Below are 16395 nucleotides of genomic sequence, written 5' to 3'. Positions count from 1 at the left end.
CGGCCACAATCCCATGGTGGTGTGCTCCCCTCGTCTCTTTAGGTGCTGTCGTGCTGTGCGTTCGAACTGTTCGTTCTAAATATTCGTTGTCATCCAGCGCTAGTTCACGCCGGTTGAACCGTACCCGCCGGCGCCCCGGACCGTCTCGTCGAGTTCGTCCACTTCAACGAAATCGGGCAGCTCCACGCGCTGAACCACGAGCTGGGCGATGCGCATCCCGCGCGTGATCTCGAACGGTGTGTCCTTGTCGGTGTTGAGCAGGCAGACCATCAGCTCGCCACGGTAGTCCGCGTCCACGGTTCCGGGAGCGTTCACGATGGTCAATCCGTGCTTGGCGGCTAGTCCCGAGCGCGGGTGGATAAGGCCGACTGTTCCCAGCGGCAGAGCCAGCGCGATGCCGGTCTTCACAAGGGCGCGCTCGCCCGGAGCGATGACGAGGTCCTCTGCGGAGTGCAGGTCCACTCCCGCATCGCCGCGGTGGGCGCGTTCGGGGAGAGGCAGGTCAGGGTCGAGCCGCTTGATCGGAATCGGCCCGATGCCCGCAGTTGCGCTTTCATTCGCGTGATTGGTCAGATTGGTCACGGCCCCACACTACGCCACGGCCCACGGGCTGCGTAGGAGCACGGTTCGCGCTGTGGCCTCCCCGAGTTGACTGCAGTCAGGATTAAGGGTTCCGCCGGTGGCTGCTTAACATGGGAGCTGTGACTGACAACGCCAGTGAGAATGTGACCAGCAGCAACCACCCCACAGCCGAATCATCCGCGAAGGCGGAGACGCTCTATTCGGAGCGCCAGTGGGTGCCGGTGTGGTGGTGGGTCGTGGGCATCGCCTTCGCCGCTCTGCTCGGCGGCCAGATGGGCAATAACCGGGGTATCTGGTGGTTCGCGATCACTTTCGTGATCGTCTCGGCCGTCATTGTGTGGTTCCTCGTCCACTTGTCGTCGACGGTGGTGAAAGTGGAGCGGGACGCCGACGGGACGCGCTGGCTCGTTATCGGGGAGGCGAACCTGCCGGCGAGTGTCGTCACGCGTTCGCTCGCTGTGCCGAAGACCGCGACCCAGAACGCGCTCGGCCGGCAGCTCGACCCGGCGGCGTACCTGGTGCACCATGCGTGGGTCGACGAATTGGTGCTCTTCGTGCTCGACGACCCGGAGGATCCGACGCCGTACTGGCTCGTGTCGTCGAGGGACCCGGAGGCTCTGCTGCGCGCTTTCGTGCCCGATCAGGCAGACCGCGCGACGGAGCCGCTGCAGAAGGGCTAGCCGCCCTCCCTGGCCCGGCGGGCCTATTCGCAGTCGAGGCAGATCTTGGAACCATCCGGCTCGGTGTGGCCGAGCCGGTTGTTCTTCTGCACTAGGAAGCAAGAAGCGCAGGTGAATTCGTTCTGCTGCTTGGGTACGACGGAGACGTTGAGCTCCTCCCCGGTCAGATCCGCCTGGGGCGGGTCGAACGCGTCGACAACTTCACCGTCGTCGTCCATGCTGCTGCCGGCGACCTCTTCTGCCTTGAGACCTTCAAGCGAGTCGGTCTCGATCTCGTCGTCGAGGCGGCGGCGGGGCGCGTCATAGTCGGTGGCCACTGTTGGGTCTCCTTTGCCTTCCATCGTCGCAGCAATAACCGCGCTTGCGCGGGGTGCGGCAGCACCCGGTGACGGCCTTCACTGCTCTACTTTCGAGGCGATCCTAAATCAAGGTTCCCCATATGTCATGTTTCCCCCGCACATTCCTTTTGTGGCGTGCCACACGCGGGCACCCCTCCGCCGGTACCCCACGCCCACACCGGGGGACGGTTAGAATCGTTCACCATGGATAACCGGGTCAACGGCACCAGCGAAAACCACCCTCGCACTGGGGAGGAAACCACTAGCGCGCTCTGCTGCGGCATCGACATCGGCGGTTCGGGCGTCAAGGGCGCGATTGTGGACATGAACACCGGCGAATTCCTCAGCGACCGCATCAAAATCCAGACCCCGCAGCCAGCGACACCGGATGCGGTCGCGGAAACCACCGCAGAAATCGTCCGTCAACTCGGATGGGACGGCCCGGTGGGCATCTGTCTGCCGAGCGTGGTCACCGACCACGTCGCGCGCACGGCCGCCAACATCGACGACTCCTGGATCGGCACAGATGTCCACGAACTTTTCACCCGTTATCTCGGCGGGCGCGACATCGCAGTGCTTAACGACGCGGACGCGGCCGGTTTGGCCGAGGTGGCCTTCGGTGACGAGACCGCCCGGACCGGGGCAATCATTTTCCTCACTTTCGGCACCGGAATCGGCTCGGCTTTCCTCGTTGACGGCGAGCTCTTCCCCAACACTGAGCTGGGCCACATGATGGTTGGCGACAAGGAGGCGGAGCACCAGGCGTCCTCCGCTGTCCGTGACCGCGAGGAGCTGAGCTACAAAAAGTGGGCGAAACGTGTCAGCACCGTCCTCGCGGAATACGAGCGCCTCTTCAATCCCAGCGCTTTCGTCGTCGGCGGCGGAATCTCCCGCAAGGCCGATAAGTGGGTGCCGCTTCTCACCATCGACGCGCCTGTCGTGCCCGCCACGTTGCGCAACCGGGCCGGCATCGTTGGCGCCGCAATGGCCGTGTGGAAGCACGTCTCACCGTAGGGCGCCGGACGCAGGAATCACTGAAAATAAACTATCCAGCAAGGTGGCGTGCACCAGCTGCGCATGCGTATGCTGTAGGGTTGTTCAATACCCAGCGGTACTGACCCTGATAGGAGTCACTCCTTCCGGAGCCAGTGCCGTGCCCTAACTCATGGACGTAGGAATAGACTCCGCCTCTCGGCGTTGACATCACAGTCCCGTATTGTGGTGGCACACCAAACAAGAGAAGCGACGAGCTCACGAAAGGTCGTACGTGGCAGCGAGCACTCCATCTGACAACAAGAGCCCTGAGAACAGCACTAACGCCTCCGGGGACGCCGGCGTCACTTCGCCTGCCCGCAAGACTGCCGCTAAGAAGACGGCCAAGAAGACCACGAAGAAGGCCGTGAAGAAGGCAGCCAAGAAGACGGCTAAAAAGACCGCCCGGAAGTCGGCGGCTACAAAGGCGACGAAGAAGACAGCCAAGAAAACCGCCAAAAAGACGGCTAAGAAGTCGGCCGCGAAGACGGTGCGGAAGTCAGCCGCCAAGAAGACTGTGAGGAAGACCGCCGCATCGAAGGAAGGCGCACCCGAGGCGGATGAGCTCGACGAGGATGCCCAGGACAACGAAGACCTCGACGACGACATGTTGGACCCGGACATGGACAGCGATGATCTCGAGGACGACATGGATGACGACCTCGACGATGATCTCGAGGACGATGAGTTCGAGGAAGACCTGGACGATGAAGAGGTCGTCGATGCGGCCATCGAGGACGAGGACGAAGAGGACGACGCTGACGATGTCGTGCCCGAGCTCGGTGAGGAGGACGGCTCCGAGAAGGCGCCGGCAAGCTCCGACGACGATGAGGACGACGAGTCCAGCGCTCCGTCCGTGTGGGATATCGAGGAGTCCGCTGCCCTGCGCCAGGCGCGCAAGGACGCGCAGCTAACCGCTTCCGCTGACTCTGTCCGCGCTTACCTGAAGCAGATCGGCAAGGTCGCCCTGCTCGACGCCGAGCAGGAGGTCTCCCTCGCCAAGCGCATCGAGGCGGGCCTGTACGCCCAGTACCGTCTCGACGAGATGAAGCGCGCCGCCGACGAGGGAGACAAAGACGCCAAGCTCAGCCCCTCTATGAAGCGTGACCTGCGGGCTGTCGCCCGCGACGGACGAAAGGCCAAGAACCACCTGCTGGAGGCGAACCTCCGCCTTGTGGTCTCCCTGGCCAAGCGTTACACCGGCCGCGGCATGGCCTTCCTCGACCTGATTCAGGAAGGCAACCTGGGACTCATCCGCGCCGTGGAGAAATTCGACTACTCGAAGGGCTACAAGTTCTCCACCTACGCGACATGGTGGATCCGTCAGGCCATCACCCGCGCGATGGCGGACCAGGCCCGCACGATCCGTATCCCGGTGCACATGGTCGAGGTCATCAACAAACTCGGCCGCATCCAGCGCGAGCTGCTGCAAGATCTCGGCCGCGAACCAACACCGCAGGAACTCGCCAAGGAAATGGACATCACCGAAGAGAAGGTCCTCGAGATCCAGCAGTACGCGCGTGAACCGATCTCCCTGGACCAGACCATCGGCGACGAGGGAGACAGCCAGCTCGGCGACTTCATCGAAGACTCCGAGGCGGTCGTCGCAGTGGATGCCGTGTCCTTCACCTTGCTGCAGGACCAACTCCAGGATGTGCTCCACACCCTGTCCGAGCGCGAGGCCGGCGTTGTGCGACTGCGCTTCGGGCTTACCGACGGCATGCCCCGCACCCTCGACGAGATCGGCCAAGTCTACGGCGTGACCCGTGAACGCATCCGCCAGATCGAATCGAAGACGATGTCGAAACTGCGCCACCCGTCCCGCTCCCAAGTGCTGCGCGACTACCTCGACTAAACGCGCCCCCGACCAAAAAACCCGCAGGCTCACCGGCCACTGTTGAGACCGGCCATCCTGCGGGCTTTTCTACTCCCCGGAAGCTAGATGCCTGTTTCCCCGCCGAGTTCGAATTTCCACACAGCCGGTTCCTCCTCCGGGGACGCCACACCTCCAACTAGGAGCAACGTGGTTTCGCGGAATTCACCGGCATAGGAGCCACAATATTTGGTGGAGACGTCTTGTGATTCGTCGTACGTCCCCTCTTCCCCCGTGGTTTCGAGCCACCTCAATGTCCCCGCTGGGGTCATGACTCCTAGATCAGGCAACCTGAACTTCTCGTCAATATTGTCTTCCAAAGCGGCAATGTTGAGTACGAGGTCGCCACACACCTCACTTTCTTCGTCGGTTTGCAGCGTTCCGAAGGGGGAAATTTTCACTTCCTTGGGTTGCAGCGTCGCTTCCTTCACGTCCACTGACCGCACGTTCTTCTTGGTTCCGATGTGATCTGCCGAAGACAGGAGTTCCGAATACTCGTCACTTGCCACGCTGACCGGTTCGCTTGTATGAACCTGGTCCTCGCTGGGGGACTTCTTCCCTGTTGCGTCAGCAGCGAGTTGCGCCAGTTCCTGTGCCATTGGATAGAGCGGTTCGCAGGACGACGGCACGAACAACGAGACAGCGGACAACGCGGGGTTAACGGATGTCATCATGCACCAAGGGTTATGGGGCTGCGTTGAAGTGATCTCGCTCCAGCCTGCAACATCGGACGGTGCGATGGCACCATCGAGAGGCTCGTCATCGAGATAGATTTCAACAGCGACTTCACCCTCGGTTGTTTCCGCCCACCCGTGGCAGAATTTATCCGTCGAATAGTCCCTCCGTGTATCTTTCCAGCCGACGGAATCATAGAAATCGGGGTCCACATCGCAGGTCGCTAGCTTTCCGTCGACGAAGTACTGCTCGAGCTTCGCGGAGTTCAGCGCCCGGATACTTGCCCCCACCATTACAGCAGCGAGCGCACCGATGATAGCCAAGATCCCGACGATGCCTAGGACAATGAGAAACGGGTGCTTTTCCTCGGCTGCGGATACTCCTGAGGTCTGTACCCGTACCGTGCACTCCCCGCGTCTCTCACTGGTCCTCTCCCCTTGCCGGCCCGGGCTCTTCCAGGCGCGTGAATCTACGTGTGGCCCAAGGGACCTTACCGGCATACAGGGGGAATTTCTCGCCTACGGCAGATCATGAAACGGGGTTGGGACGAGCACCGCGCTACGTGTGTTCGGTGAACCGGTCGTTGGGACGGTCGAAGATGCTGCCGTTGCCGCTGTCGGGAACGGCATAGTCGGTGTCGGAGTCGGTGTAGTCGGCGTAGCCCGGGTCCGTGAGCATGAGGACAAGAATGCAGCCGACGATGATGGAGACGACCAAGGCGCAGCCGTTGAGCAGCAGGCCGACGACGCTCGATACCATGCCACCGTTGCGCAGGCCGCGACGACACTGGCTGATGCCGACGATGCCGAGAATGATGCCGGCGATCGCGGCGATGGCGCCGAGCACGATGAACCACCACGAGCTCATGATGGTGAAGAACCCCAAGACGAGCGAGATGATCGCGCACACATTCGTCCGGTTCTGCCCAGTAGGTGCCGTGGCGTTGCTGTAAGGAAGATACGAGTTCGGGCCGTGGGGATTGTAGCGGCCGTACGCATCAACAGGCCCCTGGCCGAAGGGCTGCCCGTAACCGTCGAACTGCCCGGCGCGCTCATGGGAGTAGCCGCCGTCAGGTTCGTTCATGGGGTCCCGCGGGCTGCGCGGGTAACCAGCGCCGTAAGGATTCGGGTGCACCATAGTGGGCCCGACTTTACCATTGCGTCAGGTACCGGATTCTTTCCCTGAGCTGTTCCGCCGAGCACAATGCCGTGGGCGGACCACCGCACGCTTTACGCGCCTCCGTGTGGATGGCGCCGTGTGGACGGCCCGTGCGCGACGCCATGATGGCCACGCGTGCGTTGAGTTCCTGGCGCAGTGCCGGAATGTCTTCGGAGGCCACCCCGCTTTCGGCCCCGCGCACCGACGGGGCACCGGCGGTCGTCGTCGGCGGCGGTGGTTCTTTCGCTTTGGCGGCTTCTTCGGCGCGGCGGGCCTTCTCCTCGGCTTCCCGCGCATCAAGCTGCTCAGACTGGCGTTTACGCAGCAGGGTCTTCACCTGGTCCGCGTCGAGCAAGCCGGGTAGGCCGAGGAAGTCCTGCTCCTCCTCGGTGCCGGCGAGTGTCGGTGTGCCGTAGGTGGAGCCGTCGAAAATGAGCGAGTCGAGCTCCGCGGACGCGCCGATGGATTCGTATTTCGCGGCCTCGTCGGGTTCGCTGCGCTTCTGGTTGGCCTGCTCCAGCAGTTCGTCGGACCAGCCGGACTCGCGGTGAGGTTTGCCCAGCACGTGGTCACGGGAGACCTCCATCTCTTCAGCCAGGCGCAGCAGAACAGGAACAGACGGCAGGAAAATGGAGGCGGACTCACCCGGCATGCGGGAGCGCACAAAGCGGCCAATCGCCTGGGCGAAGAAGAGCGGGGTCGACGCAGACGTCGCGTACACCCCCACCGCGAGACGCGGAACGTCGACGCCCTCGGAGACCATGCGCACAGCCACGAGCCATTCGTCCTGCGAGGCGGAGAATTCCTCGATGCGTTTCGACGACCCCGGCTCGTCGGAAAGCACGACGGTGACGGGCGTGTTGCTAATGGTTTTCAGGATCTTCGCGTAGGCGCGCGCCGTAGTCGTATCGGTGGCGATGACGAGGCCGCCAGCATCCGGCATGTGGCTGCGGAGCTTGGTCAAACGGGTCTGCGCAGCCTGCAGCACAGCCGCGATCCAGTCGCCCTTGGGGTCCAGCGCGGTCTTCCAGGCGCGCGCGGTCTGCGCGGCGTCGAGCGGTTCGCCGAGACGGGCAGAGTACTCCTCCCCTGCCGAGTCTTTCCATTGCGCCTCGCCGCTGTAGGCGAGGAAGACGACGGGGCGCACCACTCCGTCGGCAAGCGCCTCCGCGTAACCGTAGGTGTAGTCCGCCTGGGAGACGAGATGTCCTTCGCCGTCTTCTTCGTAGGTGACGAACGGGATCGCGGAATCGTCCGAGCGGAACGGCGTACCCGTCAGTGCAAGCCGGTGCTCGACATCGTTGTACGCCTCGCGCACGCCGTCGCCCCAGCTCTTCGCGTCACCAGCGTGGTGGATCTCATCCAGGATCACCAACGTGCGCCGTGAGGACGCCACCGCGTGGTGCTTGAACGGGTGCATGCCCACCTGTGCGTACGTGACCACGATTCCGTCGTAGGCCGGGTTGACCGCCGACGAGTTCGTGAACGCCGGGTCGAGCGACAAACCAAAACGCGCCGCGGCCTGCGACCACTGCACCTTCAAGTGTTCCGTGGGCACCACGACGATGATGCGTTCCACCGTTTTTTCCGCGTGCAGCGTGCTCGCCAGCGTCAACGCGAAGGTGGTCTTGCCCGCGCCGGGGGTTGCCACGGCGAGGAAGTCCTTCGGCTTCCTAGCGAGAAAAAGGTCGAGGGCCTCCTGCTGCCACTGGCGCAGGGTCGGCCCGTTTCCCTTGACTGCTGATGTCACTTGCGGCGCAGCCCCTTATAGATCCGCTCGCAGTCCGGGCACACGGGTGAGCCGGGCTTGGCTTGCTTGCGCACTGGGAATGTCTCGCCGCACAACGCGACAACCATGGCACCACTGACTGCGGAGTTCACAATCTGGTCCTTCTTCACGTAGTGGAAGAAGTCGGGGGTGTCGTTGTCCTGCGAGGTGTCTTCGCGGACATCGGGCCGTTCAATCGTCTTCGTCGTTGTCTGCGTCACGCACACCATCATGCCTCATTGCCCGGACCATGTTTAAAAGCCGTGGGCGCGCGGGCGGAAGTCGCATAAGCCCGCCGGGCGCGTCTACCCTGGGTTGCCATGAGCACAGCAGGTGGCCGCAACGATCCGTCCGTCGTCGACGGGGACGCGGTGAGTGCGCCTGGCAAGCGGTTTTCCCGCCGCAAGGCCGAGCTGATCACGTCGGCGAAGCGCTCCCCGATGGAGAACCTCCGTTCCCGCGAACGGGCTTACCTGATTATGCAGGGGATGCGCTTGCCGTTCGTGTTCCTCTCCATTGCGGCGGCGCTGTGGTGGCACAACTGGGTGCTCGCGATCATCTTCTTCGCCATTTCCATCCCGCTGCCGTGGATTTCCGTGGTGGTAGCCAACGACGGCAACGAGGTGCGCGACAAGCGTTCACGCAACGTGTACAAGCCGGCCGCCGCCCGCCAGCAACAGATCATGGCCGCCCGCCAGCAGCAACTTTCTTCCGGTGGGCACAGCTCCGCCAACCAGCCCGACACGATCGACCACGAGGACTAAGGAGACCGAGACACTGTGCAGCCCACCGACATCGCGCGCGAGCTCACCCGCGAACTCACTGACGCGGGTTTCACTGCGGGTTCCATCGCCGCGCACCTCGGCCCAGACGCAATGGAGGCGCTCTTCCGCGGGGAACCCGGCGCGGTTCTCGAAGCGTGCGACGGCTCGCGCTTGTCTGGCCTCATCCGTTTCTTCCTCGTGCGCGAGAAGATGACGGCGGAAGAGCTCGCCGAGTTCCTCCCGGCGCGGCTCGTGCTTGCGCTTATCGACGCTTCCGTGGTCTCCCGCACTCCTTCCGGCGACCTGCAGGTCGCGCTGGATGTGCGCCCGCACATCATTGCGGGCCGCGACCGTCTCATCTTCTCGGATTTGGATGCCTCGGTCACGGACCATGTGCCAGGGCCCGACCACGTCCTCGGCGTGGGAGCGGCCAGCTTGTCGCTGCTGTCCGCCACGCCGCTGACCCCGGTGGAGACAGTGCTGGACCTGGGCACAGGTTCGGGTGTCCAGGCTCTCGCCCAGTCGACGGCCGCCGAGCGTGTGGTGGCCACAGACGTCCACGAGCGTGCGCTGCTGCTCGCCGAGGCGGCTTTCGCCGGTGCCGGGGCCACGAACGTGGATGTGCGCCACGGCTCTTGGTTCGCTCCGGTCGAAGGCGAGCGCTTCGACCGCGTCGTAGCCAACCCGCCTTTCGTCGTCGGCTTGCCGGAAGTCAGCCACGTCTATCGGGACTCCGGTTTGGACCTGGATGGGGCAACCGAGCTTGTCGTGTCCTCCACGCCGGATTACCTGGCCGAGTCCGGCTCCGCGTTCATTCTGGGCTCCTGGGTGCACACCAGCGAACAGTCCTGGGAACAACGCGTGGCCAGCTGGTTCCCCTCCACCGGTGTCTCCGCCTGGGTACTCCAGCGCGACGTGGTGGACCCGGCCCTCTATGTGTCCACATGGCTGAAGGACGAATCCGTCGACCCCCGCTCCGCCGAGGGCATCGCCCGGACGCGCCAGTGGCTCGCCCACTTCCGGGAGGAGGATGTGCGTGCAGTCGGCTTCGGATGGATCTTCATCCGCGACATCGGTGAGGCCCCGACGGAAGTCACAACGGAAACCCTGTCCCAGCCGTTCACGGACCCGCTCGGCCCCGAGGTGGAGGAATACTTCGTGAGGATGGAGTGGCTGCGGGAGACGTCGGAAAGCGGTGTGCTCGACGCGCACTTCGCCCTGCGGCCCGGTGTCGCACTCGAAGACATCAGCCTCACCAACACTGAGACGGGCATGGGATTCGCCCCCGAAGTCAAGCGCATCACGCGTACCGACGGCCCCCGCTTCAGCCACGAAATCGACGACACCGTCGCCGCCATCATCGCCGGGCTGAACACCGACGGACTTCCGCTGCGCGACATCGTCTCCCTCTGGGCCGCCTCCCACGGACTCGACGATGATGCCGAGGAGACCCTGTGCCACGATGCCGCCGCTGTCGTCGTGGACCTCATCCGCCACGGCTTCGTCCTGCCCGCCGACATTGTCAGCTTGAACAGCTAGCCCGAAAGGAATACCGATGAAAGCAGTTCTCACCCGTGTCACCTCGGCCTCCGTCACTGTGGAGGGCGAAACCGTCGGAGCCATCGACTGCCCTGAAACCGGCGGCATCCTTGCGCTCGTCGGTGTCGGCTCTGAGGACGCCGACGACTCCTGGGAGACCATGGTGCGGAAAATCGCCGAACTGCGCATTCTCGACGGCGAAGTCTCCGTCGAGGAGGCCGGTGCGCCTGTCTTGCTCGTCAGTCAATTCACCCTCATGGGCCGCACCAAGAAGGGGCGCCGTCCGTCCTGGTCCGATGCGGCCCCAGGCGATGCGGCCGAGCCAGTCATCGCGAAGATCGCCGAGGGTTTGCGCGCCCGCGGAATCCACGTCGAGGAAGGCCGCTTCGGTGCCATGATGGAAGTCGCCTCCGTGAACTCCGGGCCGTTCACCGTACTGGTTGAAAGCTAAACCGAAGGTGCTAAAGTCCCAATCACGGCAACCGCGTATCAGCTCCCTTCGCACGACCCCATATGACCTGCACGAATGAGTGCTTAGACGACAGGGTCCCACGGCGGGAACAAACTGCTCTTGTCCGGCGTTAGAACGATAGATTCGCGAGACTTTAAAGGAGCCTTCATCCATGACTCAGCCCAATGTGGATCATGTCGATGACAACGAAGAAAGAGTCGACCGCGGGAGCCGGCGAAATCAGACGAACGACAACCCGTCCGCCGACCTTGTGCGCGTCTACCTGAACGGCATCGGCAAGACCGCATTGCTCAACGCTGAAGAGGAAGTCGAACTCGCCCAGCAGATCGAGGTCGGCCTGTACTCCCAGCACCTCCTCGACGACCCGGACGTGGAGCTCACCCGCGCGAAGAAGCGCGACCTGAAGATCCTAGCCAAGGAAGGCCGGAAAGCGCGCTCCCACCTGCTGGAAGCGAACCTCCGCCTCGTCGTTTCCCTGGCCAAGCGCTACACCGGCCGCGGCATGCCCCTGCTGGACCTGATCCAGGAGGGCAACCTCGGTCTCATCCGCGCGATGGAGAAATTCGACTACACCAAGGGCTTCAAGTTCTCCACCTACGCCACCTGGTGGATCCGCCAAGCCATCACCCGCGGCATGGCGGACCAGTCCCGCACCATCCGCCTCCCCGTCCACCTCGTGGAGCAGGTGAACAAGCTCTCCCGTATCCGCCGCGAGATGTACCAGTCCCTCGGCCGTGAACCCACGAACGAGGAGCTGGCGGACGAGTCCGGCATTGAAGAGTCCAAGATCGAAATGCTGCTGCGCCAGTCCCGCGACCCGGTGAGCCTGGACATGCCCGTCGGCGCCGACGAGGAAGCCCCGCTGGGGGACTTCATCGAGGACGCTGAGGCGGCGGACGCCGAAGACGCTGTGGTCTCCGCACTGCGCCACGACGACATCAACGACATCATCGGCGGCCTAGAGCAGCGCGAGCAAGATGTCATCCGCCTGCGCTACGGGCTTGACGACGGTGTGCCGCGCACCCTCGACCAGATCGGCCGCAAATTCGGCCTGTCCCGCGAGCGCGTCCGCCAGATCGAGCGCGAAGTGATGAGCAAGCTGCGCGTCGGCGACCGCGCCGACCGGCTGCGCGACTACGCATAAAAACGCACCCCCGACCCAGACGCACCGTCCGAGCAACGGTGTGTTCTGGGTTACTATGTGCTCGAGCTGTTGCTTGAATCCAACACTGAAGATCGACCGCGGAGAAAAGCGCTGCGCCACGGTGCCGCAGTGCGCATACCCCGCGTGAAGAATAAGAGGGAAGACTGCTGTGAGAGATCTCGTAGATACCACCGAAATGTACTTGCGCACGGTCTACGAGCTTGAAGAAGAAGGCATCACCCCGTTGCGTGCACGCATCGCCGAGCGCCTCGACCAGTCCGGCCCCACCGTCTCGCAGACCGTGGCGCGCATGGAGCGCGACGGGCTCATCGTTGTTGAACCGGACCGCTCCCTCTCTCTCACCGAACGGGGCCGCGAGCTCGCCACGTCCGTGATGCGCAAACACCGCCTCGCAGAACGCTTGCTCACCGATGTTTTGAACCTCGACCTCAGCAAGGTCCACGCCGAAGCCTGCCGCTGGGAACACGTGATGAGCGAGGAGGTCGAGCGCCAGATGCTGAACGTCCTGGAGGACCCGACCCGCTCCCCCTTCGGCAACCCGATTCCGGCTCTCGACGAGCTCGGCTATACCGAGCCGCTCCAAGACGACTTGGGCGTGCGCGCCAGCGACATTGACTTAGACGCGCCGGTGCGAGCCGAGATCGTGCAAATCAACGAGATTCTTCAGCTCGACTCCGAGCAGTACTCCTCCATTTGCCGCTTCGGTATCAACCGCGGCGCGAAGGTCACCCTGGAACGCTCCGACAACGGCTGCCTGGGCGTCATCACTGACTCCGGCTCGCGCGTCGATCTCGCCCCGGAGCTGGCGCACGCCCTGCGCGTGGCGCTGCTGGACAACTAGCCCCACGCCCCTCCGTCCGAATCAGCCCGAAGAAGGAAGCATCATGTCACGTCTCGTTGTCACCGGCGGTGCCGGATATGTCGGAAGCGTCTGTTCGAAGGTCCTGCTTGAAGCCGGTCACGCCGTCACCATCGTGGACAATTTCTCCACTGGCAACCGCGATGCCGTGCCAGAGGGCGCCGACCTCGTCGCAGGCGACATCAACGATGTCATCGACGACGTGCTCGCCGGCGGCGGGGTCGACGGTGTCCTCCACTTCGCCGCACGCTCGCTGGTGGGCGAATCCGTAGAGAAGCCCGACGAGTACTGGCGCGACAACGTGGGCACCACGTTGAAGCTGCTCAACTCCATGCGCGACCACAATGTGAACAGCCTGGTGTTTTCCTCCACCGCCGCCACCTACGGCGAGCCGGAGCGGGTGCCCATCACTGAGGACATGCCAACCGCCCCGACGAACGCCTACGGCGCGACCAAACTGGCCATCGATTACGCCATCACGTCGTACGCCACCGCTTTCGGTCTCGGGGCGACGAGCCTGCGCTATTTCAACGTGGCGGGCGCCTACGGCGGTCTCGGCGAGAACCACGCGACGGAGACCCACCTCATTCCCCTGGTCCTCCAGGTGGCGCAGGGCAAGCGCGACAAGATCCTCATGTACGGCAATGACTGGCCCACCGCCGACGGCACATGCGTGCGCGACTACATCCATATCAGGGATCTCGCCGACGCCCACCTGCTCGCCCTGGAGTCCAATGCCCCGGGCAAGCACCGCATTTTCAACCTCGGTTCCGGCGACGGATACTCCGTCAAGGAAGTCATCGAGGCTTGCCGCCGCGTGACTGGGCACCCGATTCCCGCCGAAGTCGCGCCCCGCCGCGCCGGCGACCCGGCCACGCTCATCGCGTCGTCCCAGCGTGCCAAGGACGAACTTGGCTGGACCCCCACCCGCACCGACCTGGACCAGATCGTGGCGGATGCGTGGGAGTACACCCAGTCGCGCTAGCGGCGGCTTAAGCGCTGACGGCTTCCCCGCCGTAGTCCTCGCCCTCGATGATGTGGGCGCAGGCGAGTTCGCAGCCCTGCAGAATCGTGGTGACCAGGTGCTGTTGCTGCCCCGCGGCGAGGATCTCCAAGCAAATGGCGGACATCGAGTGCTCCGGCATCTCCTCCTGCGCGATCGCTAGCGCGGCAGATGCCCACGACGACAGCCCGCGGCTGATCGCCACGATGCCCCACAGGCTCAACGCGTTGGCGCGGATCACGCCGTCGAACGCGCGGGCCACCGCGAGCAGCGCCGTCGCCGCCTCCTCGGGGTGCCGCACGGCGGTGCCGATGACGCAGTCGCGCAGCATCGACCGGGACAGCACCGTGGCCATGGCGCGCAGGCCCTCCGCGTCGTGGAAGACACGGTCGACGCCCACGCGCTCATCGAGCCCGATGATCGGCTGGGCGGGCGCGTCCTGCAGCGCCTTCATCGCCGCGCGCACAACCGCACCGGGCCCGGGCTGACCGTGGTCGATGCGGGCACGCAGTTCGTCGGCGTGCCGGGCGGCTTCACGCGTCAACGCCGCGACGTCCACAGCCTCCCCGGCGATAACGGCACCGGCCAGCGAATCGTCGGGCTGGAAGTATTCGAAGGTGTCGCTGCGGTCGAGTGCCGGCAGGATGCCGTTGTCATGCCAGGCGCGCATCGTCGGCGACGAGACCACCGACGCCACTGTTCCGCGGCCCCAGCGCAACTCCGGCCACTGACGGTCCATATCTTCCGGGTCGGGTCCGAAGACCATCTCGTACGGAGTGCCTTGGGCGATCTCGGAGACGTGCCACAGCACATCGACCAGTGGCGCCCCGCACGGGCGGACTAGGTCCTCCAGTTCAGCCGCGGCAGCTGTCGCGGCCGACGACTGCGGCCGGCGGGTCACCATGATGCCGAGGAAGGCGACGCACCGCGCCACCGGAGCGGTCTCCAGGAAGTCTGCCAGCTCGCCTGCATGCTGCAGGTCCGCGCGGAGAACCGGTCCCAGAACGAGCTCGCCGCCGCTTTCAAGGTCGGGCACCAGCCCGATAACGATGATGGATTCCTGCGGGTAATAGCCGAGTGTGCCGGGAATGGTGGCGATGATTGTCGAGGGGTCGTCGACCGACACGGAATCGTCGGTCCACGGGTCGAAGGATGGTTGCTGCTTGCGTGAATGTGAATGTGAATGTGTCATGTTTTATTGGACTTCCGCGACCCCCGCTGCGGTTCCACTGAAAAGCGGGAGAATTCACAACTCGCGCCCCCCTTCGCTCGGTCCACGGGGAGGAAGGTTTGGGCAAGCGGGAGGCGTCGATAAGCGAAGCTGTGCTTTCCCGGCCAATGCGGCACGCGCGTTACCGCGTGACGTGCACGGTCCGTAAGGTGGGAATGAAACTCCGCACCCATGAGGTTGAACACGGTGTCGGAAGGTTCACGAACAAGGAGGATGTCAACAATGACGTCAGACGATCAGCGGCAGATGTACGAGCTGGAGTACCCGGCTCCCGCCGTGGAAGACGGCGCGTCCTCTGGCCCCACCCTCATCGTGGCGATGCAGGGCTACGCCGATGCCGGGCACGCCGTCGAAGGCGCCGCCGGGCACCTCAAAGCCGCCCTGGATTCGCGCACCCTGGCCACTTTCAACAACGACGAGTTGATCGACTACCGCTCGCGCCGCCCCATGGTGACCTTGAGCGAGCACGAGATCAGCGATGTCGACGACATCGACCTGGACATCCGCGTGCTGCGCGATTCCAAGGGCGAGTCCTTCCTGCTGCTCTCCGGCCCCGAGCCGGACCTGCGCTGGGAGGCGTTCTCGAAATCCGTGGCCGACCTCGCGGACCGCTTCAACGTGGACAAGACGATCTGCCTGTACGCCGCGCCGATGGGTGCACCGCACACGCGTCCGCTCGTCGTGTCCGCGCACGGCAACGACCGTGACCTCGTCGGCAAGATGTTCACCTTCGACGGAATGGTCTCCGTGCCCGGCGCCGCCGCAGTGATGATCGAGCGGGAACTGCACTCCCGCGGCCGCCGCGTCGCCGGCTACACGGCGCACGTTCCGCACTACGTCGCGTCCTCGCCGTACCCGCAGGCTGTCTACCAGCTGCTGCAGTCCGTTTCGGACACCTCCGACCTGCAGTTCCCGCTGCGCGCGATCGAGCGCGACATGGAGCGAGTTGCCCAGCAGCTGGCGGAGCAGACCCACGGTTCGGAAGAAATCGCGCAGGTCGTCGCGCAACTCGAGCAGCACTACGACTCCGAGATGGACTCCTACCGCAAGAAGAACCCACAGAAGATGATGCCGGGCGAGGCCCAGGTGCCCAGCGGCGACGAGATCGGTGAGGCCTTCGAGAATTTCCTCGCCGCGATCGACGACCGCGACCGGACGCTCGGCCCGGGCGACGGGATGTGGGAGGACACCACCGGCGGCCAGATCGACATGCCGGACGACGACGAGTAGTGCGCGCCCCTCAAGTACCGTGGGTG

General features: G+C 64.2%; 17 protein-coding genes. 10 read left to right on the top strand and 7 right to left on the bottom strand.

What is annotated here, in order from left to right; translation table 11 throughout:
* Positions 1-99 precede the first annotated feature (99 nt).
* On the bottom strand, positions 100-573 hold the full coding sequence (gene dut / locus QYR03_RS01430) for a dUTP diphosphatase (RefSeq protein ID WP_301712442.1): 474 nt from the start codon (positions 571-573) through the stop codon (positions 100-102).
* Positions 574-701: 128 nt separating this feature from the next.
* Between dut and QYR03_RS01425 the strand changes: the two genes are divergently transcribed.
* Entirely contained in the window at positions 702-1262 is a 561-nt protein-coding gene (locus QYR03_RS01425; RefSeq protein WP_301712339.1) for a DUF3093 domain-containing protein, read from the top strand.
* 23 nt (positions 1263-1285) lie between these two features.
* On the opposite strand, the gene QYR03_RS01420 is transcribed toward QYR03_RS01425, so the two are convergent.
* Entirely contained in the window at positions 1286-1579 is a 294-nt protein-coding gene (locus tag QYR03_RS01420) for a DUF4193 domain-containing protein (protein ID WP_259850527.1), read from the bottom strand.
* Positions 1580-1804: 225 nt separating this feature from the next.
* Here QYR03_RS01420 and ppgK point away from each other — a divergent pair, with 225 nt between their 5' ends.
* Complete coding sequence (gene ppgK, locus QYR03_RS01415; RefSeq protein ID WP_301712338.1) at positions 1805-2614, top strand: polyphosphate--glucose phosphotransferase; 810 nt, start codon at positions 1805-1807, stop codon at positions 2612-2614.
* A gap of 253 nt (positions 2615-2867) precedes the next feature.
* Positions 2868-4487: an RNA polymerase sigma factor gene (locus QYR03_RS01410; protein WP_367620393.1), complete on the top strand. Its 1620-nt coding sequence runs from the start codon at positions 2868-2870 to the stop codon at positions 4485-4487.
* Between the two features lie 83 nt (positions 4488-4570).
* Here QYR03_RS01410 and QYR03_RS01405 read toward each other — a convergent pair whose 3' ends face one another.
* From QYR03_RS01405 to QYR03_RS01390, 4 genes are all read right to left on the bottom strand, one after another.
* Entirely contained in the window at positions 4571-5503 is a 933-nt protein-coding gene (locus QYR03_RS01405; protein WP_301712336.1) for a hypothetical protein, read from the bottom strand.
* 235 nt (positions 5504-5738) lie between these two features.
* Positions 5739-6263, bottom strand: a complete 525-nt coding sequence (locus tag QYR03_RS01400) for a hypothetical protein (RefSeq protein ID WP_259850519.1) — start codon at positions 6261-6263, stop codon at positions 5739-5741.
* 67 nt (positions 6264-6330) lie between these two features.
* Positions 6331-8088: a DEAD/DEAH box helicase gene (locus QYR03_RS01395; protein ID WP_301712335.1), complete on the bottom strand. Its 1758-nt coding sequence runs from the start codon at positions 8086-8088 to the stop codon at positions 6331-6333.
* Positions 8085-8336: a DUF3039 domain-containing protein gene (locus QYR03_RS01390; protein ID WP_259850842.1), complete on the bottom strand. Its 252-nt coding sequence runs from the start codon at positions 8334-8336 to the stop codon at positions 8085-8087. The genes QYR03_RS01395 and QYR03_RS01390 overlap by 4 nt, the downstream gene beginning before the upstream one ends.
* A gap of 90 nt (positions 8337-8426) precedes the next feature.
* On the opposite strand from QYR03_RS01390, the gene QYR03_RS01385 reads away from it, so the two are divergent.
* From QYR03_RS01385 to galE, 6 genes are all read left to right on the top strand, one after another.
* Entirely contained in the window at positions 8427-8870 is a 444-nt protein-coding gene (locus QYR03_RS01385; protein WP_259850515.1) for a DUF3099 domain-containing protein, read from the top strand.
* A gap of 15 nt (positions 8871-8885) precedes the next feature.
* Positions 8886-10409, top strand: coding sequence for a methyltransferase (locus tag QYR03_RS01380; RefSeq protein ID WP_301712334.1), 1524 nt, complete (start codon positions 8886-8888; stop codon positions 10407-10409).
* A gap of 16 nt (positions 10410-10425) precedes the next feature.
* Complete coding sequence (gene dtd / locus QYR03_RS01375) at positions 10426-10860, top strand: D-aminoacyl-tRNA deacylase (protein ID WP_301712333.1); 435 nt, start codon at positions 10426-10428, stop codon at positions 10858-10860.
* 172 nt (positions 10861-11032) lie between these two features.
* Positions 11033-12025: a sigma-70 family RNA polymerase sigma factor gene (locus QYR03_RS01370; protein ID WP_301712332.1), complete on the top strand. Its 993-nt coding sequence runs from the start codon at positions 11033-11035 to the stop codon at positions 12023-12025.
* A 169-nt stretch (positions 12026-12194) separates the two neighbouring features.
* Positions 12195-12887 carry a metal-dependent transcriptional regulator gene (locus QYR03_RS01365; protein WP_259850507.1) on the top strand — a complete coding sequence of 231 codons (693 nt, stop codon included), beginning with the start codon at positions 12195-12197 and terminating at the stop codon, positions 12885-12887.
* 43 nt (positions 12888-12930) lie between these two features.
* Entirely contained in the window at positions 12931-13890 is a 960-nt protein-coding gene (gene galE / locus QYR03_RS01360) for a UDP-glucose 4-epimerase GalE (RefSeq protein WP_259850505.1), read from the top strand.
* A 7-nt stretch (positions 13891-13897) separates the two neighbouring features.
* On the opposite strand, the gene QYR03_RS01355 is transcribed toward galE, so the two are convergent.
* Positions 13898-15100, bottom strand: coding sequence for a DUF4192 domain-containing protein (locus QYR03_RS01355; protein ID WP_301712331.1), 1203 nt, complete (start codon positions 15098-15100; stop codon positions 13898-13900).
* Between the two features lie 261 nt (positions 15101-15361).
* Between QYR03_RS01355 and QYR03_RS01350 the strand changes: the two genes are divergently transcribed.
* Complete coding sequence (locus tag QYR03_RS01350) at positions 15362-16369, top strand: PAC2 family protein (protein WP_259850501.1); 1008 nt, start codon at positions 15362-15364, stop codon at positions 16367-16369.
* Positions 16370-16395 lie beyond the last annotated feature (26 nt).

The organism is Corynebacterium sp. P4-C1 (assembly GCF_030503595.1).
Taxonomy (GTDB): Bacteria; Actinomycetota; Actinomycetes; order Mycobacteriales; family Mycobacteriaceae; genus Corynebacterium.
Note: the sequence above shows the minus strand (reverse complement) of the source record. Positions and strands in the feature narration are given on the sequence as shown.

What these genes read in the sequence shown, in the direction of transcription:
- QYR03_RS01370 (WP_301712332.1), top strand. Translation starts at nt 11,033, where the DNA reads ATGACTCAGCCCAATGTGGATCATGTCGATGACAACGAAGAAAGAGTC.
- dtd (WP_301712333.1), top strand. Translation starts at nt 10,426, where the DNA reads ATGAAAGCAGTTCTCACCCGTGTCACCTCGGCCTCCGTCACTGTGGAG.
- ppgK (WP_301712338.1), top strand. Translation starts at nt 1,805, where the DNA reads ATGGATAACCGGGTCAACGGCACCAGCGAAAACCACCCTCGCACTGGG.
- galE (WP_259850505.1), top strand. Translation starts at nt 12,931, where the DNA reads ATGTCACGTCTCGTTGTCACCGGCGGTGCCGGATATGTCGGAAGCGTC.
- QYR03_RS01385 (WP_259850515.1), top strand. Translation starts at nt 8,427, where the DNA reads ATGAGCACAGCAGGTGGCCGCAACGATCCGTCCGTCGTCGACGGGGAC.
- QYR03_RS01355 (WP_301712331.1), bottom strand. Translation starts at nt 15,100, where the DNA reads ATGACACATTCACATTCACATTCACGCAAGCAGCAACCATCCTTCGAC.
- QYR03_RS01390 (WP_259850842.1), bottom strand. Translation starts at nt 8,336, where the DNA reads ATGGTGTGCGTGACGCAGACAACGACGAAGACGATTGAACGGCCCGAT.
- QYR03_RS01350 (WP_259850501.1), top strand. Translation starts at nt 15,362, where the DNA reads ATGACGTCAGACGATCAGCGGCAGATGTACGAGCTGGAGTACCCGGCT.
- QYR03_RS01400 (WP_259850519.1), bottom strand. Translation starts at nt 6,263, where the DNA reads ATGAACGAACCTGACGGCGGCTACTCCCATGAGCGCGCCGGGCAGTTC.